Here is a 15,460-nt window from a genome sequence, read left to right on the forward strand (position 1 = left end):
GCGGCGGGGGGCGGACATGCGCGGATGACCGAAGTGGGGACAAGCCTCTTTTGTACGGCAGACTGAAGACCGAAGTCCGAAGCGAAGGATGGGTATGCCGACCACATCAGCCACTGACGCCACCAGCAGCGCGTCCGCCGGCACCGGTGCTCAAGAATCGATCATGCTCGAGCTGGTCGACGAGTCCGGCAACACCATCGGCACGGCGGAGAAGCTCTCCGCCCATCAGCCCCCCGGTCTGCTGCACCGGGCGTTCTCCGTGTTCCTCTTCGACGAGCAGGGCCGGCTGCTGCTCCAGCAGCGCGCCCTCGGGAAGTACCACTCCCCCGGCGTCTGGTCGAACACCTGCTGCGGTCACCCCTACCCCGGCGAGTCCCCGTTCGCGGCGGCGGCCCGGCGCACCCACGAGGAGCTGGGGCTGTCGCCCTCGCTGCTCGCGGAGGCGGGAACGGTGCGCTACAACCACCCGGACCCCGCCTCGGGCCTGGTGGAGCAGGAGTACAACCACCTGTTCGTGGGACTGGCCCAGGCCTCGCTGGACCCGGACCCGGAGGAGGTCGGGGACACCGCCTTCGTCACGGCCGAGGAGCTGGCGAAGCGGCACGCGGAGGTGCCGTTCTCGGCCTGGTTCATGACGGTGCTCGACGCCGCGCGCCCCGCGATCCGCGAGCTGACCGGCGACGCGGCCGGCTGGTAGCCGCCGCGCCGGCGCGGGGGTCTGCCGGGCGGGGATCCCGGCGGCGCTCAGAGGGAGCCGGCCGGGACGCCCAGCGGCAGGGCGGCCCAGATCACCTTGCCGCCGGTGGAGGTGTGCTCGACGTCGCACACCCCTCCGGCCTCGCGGGTGACCTCGCGGACCAGTAGCAGGCCCCGGCCGCCGGTCTGGCCGAAGTCGGCCTCCAGCGCCTTGGGCCGGTAGGGGTGGTCGTCCTCGACGGCCACCCGGACCCACTCCCGGCCCACCGCCACCTCGACGGCCACCTCCGGGGAGAGCAGGGCGGCGTGCCGGACCGAGTTCGTCACCAGCTCGGAGACGATCAGCAGCAGGGAGTACACCAGGTCCTGCGTGGCCGGCACCTGCCGGCGGCCGAGCAGGTCGCGGACCGCCCGGCGGGCCTGCGGAACGGATTCTTCAACCGCCGGGACGGTGAACCGCCACACCCCCTCGTATGCGAGGGGGTCGGCCGGGGCCGCCGCCTCACCCCCCCTGGCCTGCGGGATGCTCCCGCTGTCGTCCATCTTCCGGCCCCCGTCTTCGCGCTCGATCGTCTCCACGCGTCAAGAGTGGCGAGCGGCCTGGTCCGGACCGCTCGACTGACCAGAAGTCAGCGGCATTCGGACGCTTTCTGACCGCTGGAGTATGACGGAGTCAGTTGTTGGACCGTTCCTGATCCGTCACGCTCCGCTTGGCAGTGTCTGCCGCGTCCGGCCCGCCCTCCCCGTCCACGCCCCCGGGGACGGAGTCCCCTTGATCATGGGATCGTCGGCCCGGGATAGCATCCGGCGCATGGACGCAGCCCTCCACCACGCGGTCGCCGACGGGGTGGCCACCGTCACCATCTCCCACCCGGCGAAGCGCAACGCCATGACCGCCGCGATGTGGCGGGCCCTGCCCGGGCTGCTCGCCGAACTGGCCGCCGACCCGGCCGTACGGGTGCTGGTGCTCACGGGGGCCGGCGCGACCTTCTGCGCGGGCGCCGACATCTCCTCCCTCACCGGGGACGAGGACCCGCAGGCCCTCGCGGTGGCGGCGGAGGAGGCCCTGGCCGCGTTCCCCAAGCCGACGGTCGCGGCGGTCCGCGGCTTCTGCGTGGGCGGCGGCAGCCAGCTGGCGGCGGCCTGCGACCTGAGGTTCGCGGAGGAGGGGGCGCGGTTCGGGGTGACCCCGGCGAAGCTGGGCATCGTCTACCCGGCGTCCTCCACCCGACGGCTGGCCTCGCTCGTCGGCCCGGCCTGGGCCAAGTACCTGCTCTTCTCGGCCGAGCTGATCGGGGCGGAGGCCGCGCTGCGGGCCGGGTTCCTGAACGAGCTGCTCCCGGCGGGCGCGCTGGAGGGGCGGGTGGCCGAGTTCGCCCGGATCCTGACCGCCCGCTCGCAGCTGACGCAGGCCGCGGCGAAGGAGTTCGCGGACGGGCGCACGGACCGCGACGCGTACTGGAGCGGCCAGGCAGCCGCGAGCGGCGACACCGCGGAGGGTGTCGCCGCCTTCCTGGAACGCCGGGACCCGGCCTTCAGCTGGCAGCCCCTCCCGTCGGAGGAATAGGCCGCCCCTTGCGGATCCTGCCGGTCGAGCCCCGTGCCGGGCGGCGCGGGTCAGGCGAGATCCGGAAGAGACGGACCGGCCGCGCGCAGCCGGGCGACGACGTCGGCCGGGGCCTTGTCCGGGGAGCCGGCGTCGTAGGGCGGCTGGGGGTCGTACTCGCACATCAGCTGCACGGTCTGGGCGTACTGGTCCCCCGCGATCCGGCCGAGCAGGCCGAGGCCCATGTCGAGGCCGGAGGAGACCCCGGCGGCCGTCACGTACTTCCCGTCGAAGACCACCCGCTCGCCGGTGGGCTCGGCGCCGAAGGGGGTCAGGCGGTCGAGGTAGAGCCAGTGGCTGGTCGCCCGCCGCCCGTCGAGCAGGCCGGCGGCGGCGAGGAGCAGCGAGCCGGTGCAGACGGACGTGGTCCAGGTGGTCGTGGCGTCCACGGTGCGCAGCCAGTCGAGGACGGCGGGGTTCTTCATCTCGATCTCGGGGTGCGGGCCGCCGGGGACGATGACGATGTCGGGGCGGGTCACCTCGTCGAGGGCCCGGTCGGCGACGAGCGCGGCCGCGCCGTTGTCGGTCCGCACCGGGCCGGGGCGCTCCGCGACGAAGACGGTCTCGGCGCCGTCGAGCCGGCTGAGGGTCTCGTAGGGGCCGACGGCGTCGAGGGCGGTGAAGCGGTCGTAGAGCAGTACGGCGATCTGCATGTCTCCTCCGGAGGGTTGCTGTGATGTGAGTGCTCACGGGGGGCCGCGCAGCGGTACCCGGTCACGGCGGGGTGCCGAAGCGGCGGCGGTATTCGGCCGGGGACTGGCCCAGGGTCTTCACGAAGGCGCGGCGGAGTGCCTCGGGGGTGCCGTAGCCGCACGCGCGGGAGATCCGGGCCACGCCCTCGCCCGACTCCTCCAGCAGCCGCCGCGCGTGCTCCACCCGGACCCGCTCGACGTACCTGCCCGGCGTCACCCCGGTCTCCGCCTGGAAGGCCCGCGCGAAGTGCCGCGGCGACAGCGCGGCCCGGGCCGCGAGCGCCTCCACGCTCAGGTCCCCGCCCGGGTGCTCCGATATCCACCGCTGCACCTCCCGCAGGGGCTCGCGCCGCGCCGTCTGGGCGGCCAGCTGGGCGCTGAACTGCGCCTGGTTCCCCGGCCGGCGCAGGAAGACCACCAGGTGCCGGGCGATCAGCAGTGCCGCGTCCCGCCCGAGGTCCTCCTCCACCAGGGCCAGCGCGAGGTCGATCCCCGCGGTGACCCCGGCCGAGGTGGCGACCGGGCCGTCCCGGACGTAGATGGGGTCCGGGTCCACCTCCACCCGCGGGTAGTCCCGTGCCATGCGCTCGCTCGCCGCCCAGTGCGTCGTCGCCCGCCGCCCGTCCAGCAGCCCGGCCTCCGCCAGCAGCAGGCCGCCCGTGCAGACGGACACCAGCCGCCCCGCACGACCCCCGTACGCGCGCAGCCAGTCGGTGATCCGGGGCTCGAAGTCCCCGGTGAACCGGCCGCCGGGCACCAGCAGGGTGGTGCCCGGGCCCGGGCGGGCGCTCTCCAGGTCCCCGTCCGGGAGCAGGGTCAGCCCGCTGCCGGTGCGGACCGGCCCGCCCCCGGGGGAGACCGTCCGCACCGCGTACCCGCCGTCGTCCGGGCGGCAGCGGCCGGCCCCGTCGAAGACCTCGACCGGGCCCGTCACGTCCAGGCTCTGGACCCCGTCGTACACGACGACCAGCACGTCTCGCAGTGGCATGGCTCCATGGTGTGACGGGTGTCCGACGGCCGCAATGACGGGCATCCCACCTATCCGGACATCCGCGGGAGGCGGCGGGCCCGGGGGGTGCGATCCTGGTGCGTCACCCCCCGCGCCCCGCCGGAGTACCGCCCTGAGCACCGTCCTCGCCGAAACCCTGTCCTGCGCCCTGCTGATCCTGGTCCTGGCCTTCGCCGTGGTGCGCCCGCGCGGGCTGCCCGAGGCGGCCGCCGCCGTGCCGGCCGCGGGGCTGCTCGTCGCGCTCGGGGTGGTCTCGCCGGCCGGGGCGTGGGAGCAGCTGCGCGGGCTGCTGCCCGTGGTCGGCTTCCTGGCGGTGATCCTGGCGCTCGCCCAGCTGTGCGCGGACGAGGGCCTGTTCCGGGCGGCCGGGGCCGCCGTCGCCCGGCGTGCGGCCGGGCGGGGCGCGGCGGGGCTGCTGGGCGGGGTGTTCCTGGTGGCCTCGGCGGTGACGGCCGTCCTGAGCCTGGACGCCACGGTGGTGCTGCTGACGCCGGTGGTGCTGGCCACCTCCGCCCGGCTGGGCGCGCGTCCGCGCCCGCACGTGTTCGCCACCGCCCACCTGGCGAACACGGCCTCGCTGCTGCTGCCCGTCTCCAACCTGACGAACCTGCTGGCCTTCGCCGCGAGCGGGCTGTCCTTCACCCGGTTCGCGGCGCTGATGGCCCTGCCGTGGACGGTGGCGATCGCGGTGGAGTACGCGGCGTTCCGCCGGTTCTTCCGGGCCGACCTGGCGGCGGCGCCCGAGCACGTGCCCGAGGCGGCGGAGCCCGCGCCGCTGCCCCGCTTCGCGCTGGCCGTCCTGCTGCTGACCCTGGCCGGCTTCGCCGTGGCCTCGTTCGCGGGCGCGAGCCCGGCCTGGGCCGGGCTGGCCGGCGCGGTGGCGCTGGGCGTACGGGCCCTGTGGCGGCGCGAGACCACGCCGCGGCGGCTGGCGGCCTCCACCGCGCCGGCGTTCTGCCTGTTCGTCCTCGCGCTGGGCGTGGTCGTACGGGCCGTGGTGGACCACGGGCTCGGCGACGGCCTGGAGCGGCTGCTGCCCGACGGGGACGCGCTGCCCGCGCTGCTGGCCGTGGCCGGGGTGGCCGCCCTGCTCGCCAACCTGATCAACAACCTCCCCGCGGTCCTCGCCCTGCTCCCGCTGGCCGCCCCGGGCGGGCCGGGCGTGGTGCTGGCCGTGCTGATCGGGGTGAACATCGGCCCCAACCTCACGTACGCGGGCTCGCTGGCCACCCTGTTGTGGCGGCGGATGCTGCACGCGCACGGCGAGGACGTCCGGCTCGGCGACTTCACCCGCCTCGGGCTGCTCACCACTCCGGCGGCGATCGCCGCGGCGGTGGCCGCCCTGTGGGCCGGCCTGCAGCTGACCGGCGGGTAGGCAGCGGGCCGGCGGCGCGCCGATAGGATCGGGGCATCATGACTGCAACCCTCGTCGCCAAGAACCTCACCGCCGCGCACGGCGAGCGCACGCTCTTCGCCGGCCTCGACCTCGTCGTCGCGCCCGGCGACGTCATCGGCCTCGTCGGCGTCAACGGCGCCGGGAAGTCGACCCTGCTGCGGCTGCTCGCCGGGCTGGACACCCCCGAGACCGGTGAGCTGCGGCTCTCCCCGCCCGGTGCGGCCGTCGGCCACCTCCCCCAGGAGCCCGAGCGGCGCGAGGGCGAGACGGTACGGGAGTTCCTGGCGCGCCGTACCGGGGTCGCGGCCGCGCAGGCGGCGCTGGACGAGGCCACGCAGGGGCTGGTGGACGGCACCCCGGGCGCCGACGACGCGTACGCGGAGACCCTGGACCGCTGGCTGAACCTGGGCGGCGCCGACCTGGACGAGCGGGCCCAGGAGACCGCGGACGAGCTGGGCCTGGGCGTGAGCCTGGACCTGCCGATGACGGCCCTGTCCGGCGGCCAGGCCGCCCGCGCCGGCCTCGCCTCGCTCCTCCTCTCCCGCTACGACGTGTTCCTCCTCGACGAGCCCACCAACGACCTGGACCTCGCCGGTCTGGAGCGGCTGGAGCGGTTCGTGACGGGGCTGCGCGCGGGCACGGTCGTCATCAGCCACGACCGCGAGTTCCTGACCCGCACCGTCACCAAGGTCCTCGAACTCGACCTGGCCCAGCAGCAGATCAACCTCTACGGCGGCGGCTACGCGTCGTACCTGGAGGAGCGCGCGCGGGCCCGCAGCCACGCCCGCGAGGAGTTCGAGGAGTACGCGGACAAGAAGGCCGCCCTCGAGGGCCGCGCGCAGATGCAGCGCAACTGGATGGACAAGGGCGTGCGCAACGCCCGCCGCAAGTCCTCCGACAACGACAAGATCGGCCGGGCCCTGCGCGGCGAGTCCAGCGAGAAGCAGGCGGCGAAGGCCCGCCAGACGCAGCGGGCGATCGAGCGGCTGGAGGTCGTGGAGGAACCGCGCAAGGAGTGGGAGCTGCGCATGGAGATCGCGGCGGCCCCGCGCTCCGGCTCGGTCGTCGCCACCCTGCGCGAGGCGTCCGTCAAGCGCGGGGGCTTCGCCTTCGGCCCGGCCGGCCTCCAGATCGACTGGGCGGACCGGGTGGCGATCACCGGGGCCAACGGCGCCGGCAAGTCCACCCTCCTCGCGGTGCTGCTGGGCCGGCTGGCCCCGGACTCCGGCTCCGCCACGCTGGGCTCGGGCGTCCTGGTGGGCGAGGTCGACCAGGCGCGCGGCCTGTTCCTCGGGGAGGAGTCCCTGCTGGAGGCCTTCTGCGCGGCGGTCCCGGAGACCGAGCCGGCGGACGTCCGGACGCTGCTGGCCAAGTTCGGCCTCAAGGCGGCGCACGTGCTGCGCCCGGCGGCGACCCTCTCCCCGGGCGAGCGCACCCGGGCGGCCCTGGCGCTGCTCCAGGGCCGCGGGGTGAACCTCCTGGTGCTGGACGAGCCGACGAACCACCTGGACCTGCCGGCGATCGAGCAGCTGGAGTCGGCCCTGGACTCCTACGAGGGCACGCTGCTGCTGGTCACCCACGACCGCCGCATGCTGGAGGCCGTCCGCGTGACCCGGCGGCTGGAGGTCGCGGACGGCAGGGTCACCGAGCTCTGAGCGGGGCGGCCCGGGCGTCCGGTACGCGCCCGGGCCCCTGCCGAGCCCCGGTCAGTACGCGCCCGGGCCCTTGCCCGCCCTCCGGTGTCCGTGGTCTCCGCGGGATGCGCCCGGGTCCGCGGCTGCGGGGCGGTCGAGGCGGCCGGCCTCGTCCGTGTCCTCGCGCCGGACGGGGCCGGGCTCCGGCCCGGAGCGGGATTCCCGGGGTGCGGGACGTGCCGTGTGCGGCCTGCGCCGCTGCTGCGGGTCTTCGTCGCCGTGGAGCGGGACGCCTCCGGCGCCGCCTTGCTCGTCCATGACGGAACCTCCTGCCCTGGTCCCCCTCGCCCGGCGGCTGCCCGCGCGGCGGCCCCGCAAACCGGTCGGCTCAGTCCTTCGGGCCGGCCGGGGCCCTGCGCTCGCGCGCCATCCGGCCGGCCACGAAGGTGCGCGGGAGGTGGCGGGCCGCGAAGGCGTACGCCCGGTACCCCCGGCCGGTGATGCTGAGCGGCCGGCGCAGCGCCAGGTCGCGCAGGGCCTTGGCCACCACCGCCTCCGGCTCCAGCCAGACGGCGTCGCGCAGGGCGCTGACGTCCATCCCGGCGCGCTCCTGGAACTCGGTGCGGGTGAAGCCGGGCACCACCGCCAGGACGCGGACCCCGTACGGCGCCATGTCGATCCGGAGGGACTCGCTGAAGGCGGTCACCCAGGCCTTCGCCGCCCCGTACGTCCCGGTCGGCAGCAGTCCGGCGACCGAGGAGACGTTGAGCACCGCGCCCCGGCGGCGCTCGCGCAGGCCCGGCAGCAGGGCGTGGGTGAGGCGGAGCGGGACCTTCACCAGGAGGTCGAGCATCCGCTCCTCGTCCTCGACGGGGCTGTACGGGTAGGGGGCGGGCAGGCCGAAGCCGGCGTTGTTGACCAGGACGTCCACGGGCCGTGCGGTGTCGGCCAGCCGGTCGGCGACGGACCCGCAGCCGGCCGGGTCGAGGAGGTCCGCGGGCAGCACCTCGCAGACGGTCCCGAAGTCCCGGCCGAGCTCCCCGGCCAGGGCCTCCAGACGGGACGTGTCCCGGGCGACCAGGACCAGGGCGCAGCCCTTGGCGGCGAAGCCCCGGGCGAAGGCGGCGCCCAGGCCGGCGCTGGCCCCGGTGATCAGAACGGTGGTGGTCAAGCGGTTCACTTCCTCGGTGGTGCGGACGGCGCCGGCGGTTCAGGCGGCGCCGGGTACGGGGGCGAAGGCGGAGGTCTCGGGCGAGGCGTAGGCCTGGGCCACGTCCACCAGGAAGCGGGCCTCGTCGTCCAGGCCGCCGCCCTCCGCGGAGGTCTGCATCGCGGCCGGCAGCTCCAGGGCGGGGGCCTGCGCCGGCTGCCCGGGCAGTCCGGCGAGCTTGGCCCGGCGCGCCTCCTTCAGGACGCAGGCCAGCGCGGCGGCCGTGCGCCGCTGCTCGGGGATGCGGCTGCCGGCGACGTGGCCGCGGGCGAGCTCGGGGACCCCCGGGGCCACGTACTCCCCCAGGATCAGGATGGCGTCCCGGGTCTCGATGACCTTGCGGTAGACGAGCAGGTTGCGCGGCATGGACGGCCAGAGCAGCTCCAGCACCCGTCCGGCGCGGGGCTGGGAGAGGACCACGTGCGGGACGGCCTGGACCAGGTCGCGCCACAGCGGCCACAGCCGCCAGGCGGTGGCGGTGTCGGCGAGGGTGAGGCGGAGGGTGAACAGGGTGGGCACGAGGATGGCGGCGGCGCGCAGCAGCCCGTGGAGGTTCATCAGCAGCGGCAGGGCAGGGGCCGCCCAGGTGCTCGCGAACAGGGCCTTGAGGAGGTAGGCGAACCAGAACAGCCAGGCCAGGCCGGTGCCCAGGCCGAACAGCCGCAGCCCGGCGGCCAGCCCCCGGCTCTCGGTGCGGCGGCCGTAGCGCCAGCACACGTACACGCAGATGGTGTTGGCGATCAGGTGGGCGGAGACCAGTACGAGCCAGTACGGCAGGGAGGGCACGGGCGCGCCGGAGGACGGGATGGTGTGCGTGCCGTGTGCGGGCGCGGCGGCGTCCAGGGCGACGAGGGTGGTGAGCCAGACCAGGGTGCCGGCCCAGGAGGCGCGCTGGAGGCCGCGCCCGCGGGTGGCGGCGGCCACGAAGTAGAGCACGGCGCCCGCCGACAGGACCCCGGTGAGGTTGCGGACGAGGCCGATGGCGTGCGCGTACGAGGCCTCGCGGCGCAGGGCGTAGGCGACGACGTCGGGCAGGTTCAGGGTCATCGCGGCGGCGGCGGTGGCGACGGCGAGCCACAGCCCGCGCTGCTGCGGCGAGCGCAGCGCGCCGGGGGCCCGCAGCAGCACCGCGAGCCACAGGCAGACGACGCTGGGGACCGCCAGCCGGTCGCCGAGCGCGGCGAGTTCAGCTGCCATCGCGGTGGCCCCGCTCGTACCCCATGGCGGACTCCAGCCGGGCGAGGGCTCCCCGGGGGCCGGGGGCGGGCCGGGGGCGGCCGGCTCCCGAGGTGCGGATGCGGATCATGCTCGCGAGCATCTCCGCCTCCTGCTCCTGGCGGGTGGTGTAGTTGGTGCGCCCGAGGACCACGGGGGCGTCGCCGCCGTTCTCCTCGCCCTCCAGGGAGTGGTGGCCGAAGAGGATGTGGCCCAGCTCGTGGAGCACGATGTGCTCGCGGTGCAAGGGGGTGGTGTGGGCCTCGTAGAAGACGTAGTCCACGGTCTCGGTGCCCACCCACAGTCCGCAGACGCCCGATTCGGCGGCCTCGCGGGGCAGGGGGTGGATCCGGATCGGACGGCCGCGCCGGTCGGCTATGCGGGCGCACAGGGCGTCCAGGGAGAACGGGTGCGTCAGATCCATGTGACCGAGAATCATCTCGCAGCGTCTGCGCAGGCTGAGATTCCGGTAGGGCATGTGTTCCCTCTTCGGACCCTTTCTCGGGCAGCGTCGGTAGGCGTGGGTGGGGTTCGGCATGACGTCCTGTGCCTTGAGGCGGCCTCGGGAGTGCGGTCCCGGAGGGGGAAACGCGCAACGCCCGTCCGCGCGAGACGAACGGGCGTTCCACCATGCCTACCGATCACATGAGGGAGTTGGCAAGGACGGCCGCTTCCCGGGGGTCTTATCCGGCCAGAGCTGCCGACCCTGCCGGTCGCGGCCGTCCGGGGCCGTCCCCCGCGCCCCTACCGCTTGCGGCGGTCCTCCTGGCCGCCGGTGAGGCCGGCCCGGCGCAGGGCGTCGGCCATGGCGCTGTTGGCGGGGGCCGGGGCGCCGGAACGCTGGCCTGCGCCGCCCTGGCGCTGGCCGCCGCCGCGCTGGCCCTGGCCCTGGCCCTGGCCCTGGCCGCGGCCCTCGCCCTGGCCGCGCTGCTGCGGGGGACGGCCGCCGCCCCGGCGCTCGTCGCGCTGGCGCGGCGCACCGGCCCCGCGCTCCGCCCCGGCCTCGTCGTCCAGCCGCAGGGTGAGGGAGATCCGCTTGCGCGGGATGTCCACGTCCATGACCTTGACCTTGACGATGTCGCCCGGCTTGACCACGTCCCGGGGGTCCTTGACGAAGGTGTTCGAGAGGGCCGACACGTGCGCCAGGCCGTCCTGGTGGACGCCGATGTCGATGAAGGCGCCGAAGGCGGCCACGTTGGTGACCACGCCCTCCAGGACCATCCCGGGGGCCAGGTCGCCGATCTTCTCCACGCCCTCCTTGAAGCTGGCCGTCCGGAAGGCGGGGCGCGGGTCGCGGCCCGGCTTCTCCAGCTCGCGCAGGATGTCGGTGACGGTGGGCAGGCCGAAGGCCTCGGTGACGAACTCGTCCGGGCGCAGGGAGCGCAGGACGGCGGTGTTGCCGATCAGGGCCGCCACCTCGCCGCCCGCCTTCTTGCCCATGGCCCGCACCACCGGGTAGGCCTCGGGGTGCACGGCGGAGCCGTCGAGCGGGTCGTCGCCCCCGCGGATGCGCAGGAAGCCCGCGCACTGCTCGTACGCCTTCGGGCCGAGGCGGGCGACGTCCTTGAGGCCCTTGCGGCTGCGGAAGGGGCCGTTGGCGTCGCGGTGGGCCACGATGTTCTCGGCGAGGGTGCCGCTGATGCCGGAGACCCGGGAGAGCAGGGGCGCGGAGGCGGTGTTGACGTCCACGCCGACGCCGTTGACGCAGTCCTCGACGACCGCGTCGAGGGAGCGGGAGAGCTTCACCTCGGACAGGTCGTGCTGGTACTGGCCGACGCCGATGGACTTCGGGTCGATCTTCACGAGCTCGGCCAGGGGGTCCTGGAGGCGCCGGGCGATGGAGACCGCGCCGCGCAGCGACACGTCCATGCCGGGCAGTTCCTGCGAGGCGAAGGCGGAGGCCGAGTACACGGAGGCGCCGGCCTCGGAGACCATCACCTTGGTCAGCCCGAGCTCGGGGTGGCGGGTGATGAGGTCGCCGGCGAGCCTGTCGGTCTCGCGGGAGGCCGTGCCGTTGCCGATGGCGACCAGCTCGACGCCGTGCTCCTTCGCCAGGCGGGCGAGGGTCGCGAGGGACTGGTCCCACTTGTTGGCGGGAACGTGCGGGTGGATCACGTCCGTGGCGACGACCTTGCCGGTGGCGTCGACGACGGCGACCTTCACGCCGGTGCGGAAGCCCGGGTCGAGCCCGAGGGTGGCGCGGGTGCCGGCGGGGGCGGCGAGCAGCAGGTCGCGGAGGTTGGCCGCGAAGACCCGTACGGCCTCGTCCTCGGCGGCGGCGCGCAGCCGGGTCCGCAGGTCGATGCCGAGGTGCACCTGGATCTTGGTGCGCCAGGCCCAGCGGACGGTGTCGGCGAGCCATTTGTCGCCGGGGCGGGCGCGGTCGGCGATGCCGAAGCGGCGGGCGATGAGGCCCTCGTAGGTGGAGGGGGCCTGGGAGCCGGCGGCGGGCTCCTCGGGCTCCAGGTCCAGGCTGAGCACCTCCTCCTTCTCGCCCCGCAGCATGGCCAGGACGCGGTGGGAGGGCAGGGCGGTGAAGGGCTCGGCGAAGTCGAAGTAGTCCGAGAACTTGGCGCCCGCCTCCTCCTTGCCCTCGCGGACCTTCGCGGCGAGCCGGCCGCGGCCCCACATGCGCTCGCGGAGGTCGCCGATGAGGTCGGCGTCCTCGGCGAACTTCTCGGTGAGGATGGCGCGGGCGCCCTCCAGGGCGGCCGCCGGGTCGGCCACCCCCTTGCCGGCGTCGACGAACGCGGCCGCGGCGGCGGCCGGTTCGGCCGAGGGATCGGCCAGCAGCCCCTCGGCGAGCGGCTCCAGGCCGGCCTCGCGGGCGATCTGGGCCTTGGTGCGGCGCTTGGGCTTGAAGGGGAGGTAGATGTCCTCCAGCCGGGCCTTGGTGTCGGCCGCGTGGATCCGGGCCTCCAGTCCGGCGTCGAGCTTGCCCTGCTCCCGTACGGAGTCGAGGATCGCCGCACGGCGGTCCTCCAGCTCGCGCAGGTAGCGCAGCCGCTCCTCCAGGGTGCGCAGCTGCGCGTCGTCGAGCATCTCGGTCGCTTCCTTGCGGTAGCGCGCGATGAACGGCACGGTGGAGCCGCCGTCGAGCAGCTCGACGGCGGCCTTGACCTGCCGTTCCCGTACGCCGAGCTCCTCGGCGATCCTGCCTTCGATGGACATCGTCGTCACTGCGGTCCCGCCTGCCTTCGTGCCTTCGTGCGTGTGCGTGGAAGGCTGCCAATTGTGGCAGGTGCGGGTGGCGGCGGCGGGGAGCCCCTCAGCCCTTTCCGAAGAGGTCGGGCGGAAAGGCCCCGGCGCCGATGGCCCGCTGGACGAGGGCCCCGCCGAGCGCGTGGAGCCGGGCGACGCCGTCGGCGCCGAGGTGCTCGTACGGGGCGGCGTCCAGGCGGTCGGTCTCGGCCTCCAGCCGCTCGCGCAGGGCGTGGCCCGCTTCGGTGAGCTCGCCGTCGGCGTCGAGGACGCCGCGGGCGCGGAGCCGGCCGGCGGCGGCGTCGAGGTCGGACTGCTCCCAGCCGCGGATGCTCTTGACCCACTTCGCGGTCATGCCGCGGCCGGTGGCGGTGTGGCTGACGAGCGCCTCCAGCGGGTCGAGGCCGGTGAGGAGGAGGGCGGCGAGGTGCCCGTCGCCGCGGTGCTCGCGCAGCAGGGTGGTGGCGTGCCACAGCCGCAGGTGCGGCTCCTCGGGGACGGGGAGGTCGGCGTGGGCGGCGTAGAGGGTCCGGCCGTGCCGGGTACAGGCCTCGGTGGCCCGTATGGCCAGGTCGGCGGCTTCGGCGAGCTCGGGCGAGGCGATGGTCCCGGGGCCGAGGAGGCGGCGCAGGGTCCGGTCGGCGGCACGCAGGCGCGCGGCGAGGACCTGCTCGGGGGTGACGGTGTCCCAGACGGCCGGCAGGTGCCGGGTGACGAGGTCGTGGCGGTAGTTGTAGAAGGTCGCGGTGACCGTGCCGGGGCCGACGGCGCCCATGGCGGCGGAGCGGCTGGCGAGGTTGACGGCCACCCGGTGGGTGATGCCGAGGGCGCCGAGCTCCTCGAAGATCTCCGGGGAGAAGTAGCTGGTGGCGTGGAGGGGGTTGATGGCGGCGTGCCAGCAGCGGCGTGCGGCGTGCGGGTCGATGCTCATGACCGCACCCTACCGACTAGCCGGTATGTCGCCTACCTCCCGGGGGCGGGGCGCACCGCCGCACGGGGCGCATTCGCGCCAACCTGGGCTCCGCCCCGCAGGTGCGGGAATGCCCCGGAACGGGCTCCCCCGGCCCCGCGTCCCACGGACGGCGCACCGCACGGGGCCGTGATCGTGACGGCCGAATGGCGATCGTGTGACAGCAGGGACCATGGACATGACCTGAGGGACCACGGGTGAATACGGTCGAACGACGTACGACGGACGTCGAACCGATCTGCCTCCCCTACCCCTTGGAGCTCTTCGTGTACCGCAAAATGATCGCCCCGAGCGTCCTGGCCGCCTCCCTCCTGCTGGTGATCCCGGCATCGGCGGCCGGCTCCGTCCAGGGCGCGCCGGGGATCGGCGACAGCTACTACCCGGAGAGCGGGAACGGCGGGTACGACGTCTCCCACTACGACCTGCGCCTGCAGTACCAGCCGAAGACGGACCTGCTGGAGGGCACGGCCACCCTCCTGACCACCGCCAAGCAGGACCTGTCCCGCTTCAACCTGGACTTCGGCCTCAAGGTCAGCGAGATCCGGGTCAACGGCGCCAAGGCGAAGTTCGCCGCCTCCGGCGCACACGAGCTGGAGGTCACCCCCGCGCAGCCGCTGGCCAAGGGCAAGCAGGCGACCGTCGTCGTCAAGTACGCCGGAAAGCCCTCGGAGTTCAAGGTCGACGGCTGGTCCGCCTGGCAGCGCACCCCGGACGGCGGCATCGCGGCGCAGGAGCCCGACTCGGCGGTCTGGTGGTTCCCGAGCAACGACCACCCGCTCGACAAGGCCACCTTCGACGTCTCGGTCAACGTCCCGGACGGCACCCAGGCCATCAGCAACGGCGTGCTCCAGTCGCAGACCTCCCGCCTCGGCTGGACCCGCTACAACTGGCGCTCCAACAAGCCGCAGGCCACCTACCTGGCCACCCTCGCCATCGGCAAGTTCGACATCACCACCGACAAGACGGCGAGCGGCCTGCCGATCCTCAACGCGTACAGCAGGGACCTCGGCGACAACGCGGGCTCGGCGCGCGCGAGCGTCGAGCGGACCGGCGAGGTCGCGGAGTGGCTGGAGTCGGTCTTCGGCCCGTACCCCTTCAACGCGCTGGGCGGCTACGTCCCGAACGTGCCCTCCGGCTTCGCGCTGGAGACCCAGACGCGGCCGTTCTACAGCCCGCGCCAGTTCGCGAACGGCGCCAACGTCTCCGTCGTCGTGCACGAGCTGGCCCACCAGTGGTACGGCGACAGCGTGTCCGTGGACAACTGGAAGGACATCTGGGTCAACGAGGGCTTCGCCCGCTACGCCCAGTGGCTGTGGTCGGAGAAGGAGGGCGAGGGCACCGCGCAGGAGCTGGCGCAGTGGACGTACGACAACCGTCCGGCCGAGGACCCGTTCTGGCAGGTCAAGCCGGGTGACCCGGGCGCCGAGAACCAGTTCCACGGGGCCGTCTACGACCGGGGCGCGATCGCGATCCAGGCGCTGCGCAACGAGGTCGGCGACGAGAAGTTCTTCCAGATCCTCAAGGGCTGGCCGACCGAGCGGGCCTATGGGAACGCCAAGGTCGGGGACTTCGTCCGGTACGCGGAGAAGGTCTCGAACAAGCCGCTGGCCCAGCTCTTCGACACCTGGCTGTACACCCCGGGCAAGCCGTCCTTCGGCGCCCCCGCCGCCAAGGCGGGCGCCCGCTCCCTGGCCCCGGCGAAGCCGGCCGTGGAGCCGAAGTCCTGGAAGAAGATCGCCGCCACGAACGGCATCCACGACCACTGACCGGCCGCGGTACGCGGACGCGCGCGCCGGGGGCCCGCAGCGGGCCCCCGCCCCCCGGCGCCCCC

At 74.6% G+C, this 15,460-nt stretch carries 14 protein-coding genes; 5 read left to right on the plus strand and 9 right to left on the minus strand.

Annotated elements, in window-relative coordinates:
* Positions 1-94: 94 nt before the first annotated feature.
* Entirely contained in the window at positions 95-697 is a 603-nt protein-coding gene (gene idi, locus AB0469_RS23930; protein ID WP_366453468.1) for an isopentenyl-diphosphate Delta-isomerase, read from the plus strand.
* Positions 698-744: 47 nt separating this feature from the next.
* Here idi and AB0469_RS23935 read toward each other — a convergent pair whose 3' ends face one another.
* On the minus strand, positions 745-1,275 hold the full coding sequence (locus tag AB0469_RS23935) for an ATP-binding protein (protein ID WP_366453470.1): 531 nt from the start codon (positions 1,273-1,275) through the stop codon (positions 745-747).
* Between the two features lie 232 nt (positions 1,276-1,507).
* Here AB0469_RS23935 and AB0469_RS23940 point away from each other — a divergent pair, with 232 nt between their 5' ends.
* A complete protein-coding gene (locus tag AB0469_RS23940; protein ID WP_366453472.1) occupies positions 1,508-2,263 on the plus strand; it encodes an enoyl-CoA hydratase-related protein in 756 nt (251 codons plus the stop codon).
* A 50-nt stretch (positions 2,264-2,313) separates the two neighbouring features.
* On the opposite strand, the gene AB0469_RS23945 is transcribed toward AB0469_RS23940, so the two are convergent.
* The gene (locus AB0469_RS23945; protein ID WP_366453473.1) at positions 2,314-2,955 is read right to left on the minus strand and encodes a DJ-1/PfpI family protein; all 642 of its coding nucleotides are present in this window, start codon (positions 2,953-2,955) and stop codon (positions 2,314-2,316) included.
* Positions 2,956-3,016: 61 nt separating this feature from the next.
* Entirely contained in the window at positions 3,017-3,982 is a 966-nt protein-coding gene (locus tag AB0469_RS23950) for a DJ-1/PfpI family protein (protein ID WP_366453474.1), read from the minus strand.
* Between the two features lie 133 nt (positions 3,983-4,115).
* Between AB0469_RS23950 and AB0469_RS23955 the strand changes: the two genes are divergently transcribed.
* Positions 4,116-5,378, plus strand: coding sequence for an SLC13 family permease (locus AB0469_RS23955; protein ID WP_366453493.1), 1,263 nt, complete (start codon positions 4,116-4,118; stop codon positions 5,376-5,378).
* 38 nt (positions 5,379-5,416) lie between these two features.
* On the plus strand, positions 5,417-7,054 hold the full coding sequence (locus AB0469_RS23960) for an ABC-F family ATP-binding cassette domain-containing protein (RefSeq protein ID WP_366453475.1): 1,638 nt from the start codon (positions 5,417-5,419) through the stop codon (positions 7,052-7,054).
* A 51-nt stretch (positions 7,055-7,105) separates the two neighbouring features.
* On the opposite strand, the gene AB0469_RS23965 is transcribed toward AB0469_RS23960, so the two are convergent.
* The 6 genes from AB0469_RS23965 to AB0469_RS23990 all read right to left on the minus strand — a co-directional run bounded on the left by AB0469_RS23965 (position 7,106) and on the right by AB0469_RS23990 (position 13,590).
* A complete protein-coding gene (locus AB0469_RS23965; RefSeq protein ID WP_366453476.1) occupies positions 7,106-7,351 on the minus strand; it encodes a hypothetical protein in 246 nt (81 codons plus the stop codon).
* Between the two features lie 70 nt (positions 7,352-7,421).
* Positions 7,422-8,204: an SDR family oxidoreductase gene (locus AB0469_RS23970; RefSeq protein WP_366453477.1), complete on the minus strand. Its 783-nt coding sequence runs from the start codon at positions 8,202-8,204 to the stop codon at positions 7,422-7,424.
* Positions 8,205-8,243: 39 nt separating this feature from the next.
* Entirely contained in the window at positions 8,244-9,440 is a 1,197-nt protein-coding gene (locus AB0469_RS23975) for an MAB_1171c family putative transporter (RefSeq protein ID WP_366453478.1), read from the minus strand.
* A complete protein-coding gene (locus AB0469_RS23980) occupies positions 9,430-9,882 on the minus strand; it encodes a hypothetical protein (protein ID WP_366453479.1) in 453 nt (150 codons plus the stop codon). Before AB0469_RS23980 ends, AB0469_RS23975 begins: the two co-directional genes overlap by 11 nt.
* 320 nt (positions 9,883-10,202) lie before the next feature.
* A complete protein-coding gene (locus AB0469_RS23985; RefSeq protein WP_366453480.1) occupies positions 10,203-12,629 on the minus strand; it encodes a Tex family protein in 2,427 nt (808 codons plus the stop codon).
* Positions 12,630-12,726: 97 nt separating this feature from the next.
* Entirely contained in the window at positions 12,727-13,590 is an 864-nt protein-coding gene (locus AB0469_RS23990; RefSeq protein ID WP_366453481.1) for a hypothetical protein, read from the minus strand.
* 305 nt (positions 13,591-13,895) lie between these two features.
* On the opposite strand from AB0469_RS23990, the gene AB0469_RS23995 reads away from it, so the two are divergent.
* Positions 13,896-15,395 carry a M1 family metallopeptidase gene (locus AB0469_RS23995; protein WP_366453494.1) on the plus strand — a complete coding sequence of 500 codons (1,500 nt, stop codon included), beginning with the start codon at positions 13,896-13,898 and terminating at the stop codon, positions 15,393-15,395.
* Positions 15,396-15,460 lie beyond the last annotated feature (65 nt).

Source organism: Streptomyces sp. NPDC093801 (assembly GCF_040701585.1).
Classification (GTDB): Bacteria; Actinomycetota; Actinomycetes; order Streptomycetales; family Streptomycetaceae; genus Streptomyces.

Bases quoted from the DNA above. Each gene is read 5' to 3' on its own strand.
- AB0469_RS23975 (WP_366453478.1), bottom strand. From the start codon at position 9,440: ATGGCAGCTGAACTCGCCGCGCTCGGCGACCGGCTGGCGGTCCCCAGC.
- AB0469_RS23985 (WP_366453480.1), bottom strand. From the start codon at position 12,629: ATGTCCATCGAAGGCAGGATCGCCGAGGAGCTCGGCGTACGGGAACGG.
- AB0469_RS23980 (WP_366453479.1), bottom strand. From the start codon at position 9,882: ATGGATCTGACGCACCCGTTCTCCCTGGACGCCCTGTGCGCCCGCATA.
- AB0469_RS23960 (WP_366453475.1), top strand. From the start codon at position 5,417: ATGACTGCAACCCTCGTCGCCAAGAACCTCACCGCCGCGCACGGCGAG.
- idi (WP_366453468.1), top strand. From the start codon at position 95: ATGCCGACCACATCAGCCACTGACGCCACCAGCAGCGCGTCCGCCGGC.
- AB0469_RS23990 (WP_366453481.1), bottom strand. From the start codon at position 13,590: ATGAGCATCGACCCGCACGCCGCACGCCGCTGCTGGCACGCCGCCATC.
- AB0469_RS23965 (WP_366453476.1), bottom strand. From the start codon at position 7,351: ATGGACGAGCAAGGCGGCGCCGGAGGCGTCCCGCTCCACGGCGACGAA.
- AB0469_RS23940 (WP_366453472.1), top strand. From the start codon at position 1,508: ATGGACGCAGCCCTCCACCACGCGGTCGCCGACGGGGTGGCCACCGTC.
- AB0469_RS23950 (WP_366453474.1), bottom strand. From the start codon at position 3,982: ATGCCACTGCGAGACGTGCTGGTCGTCGTGTACGACGGGGTCCAGAGC.
- AB0469_RS23945 (WP_366453473.1), bottom strand. From the start codon at position 2,955: ATGCAGATCGCCGTACTGCTCTACGACCGCTTCACCGCCCTCGACGCC.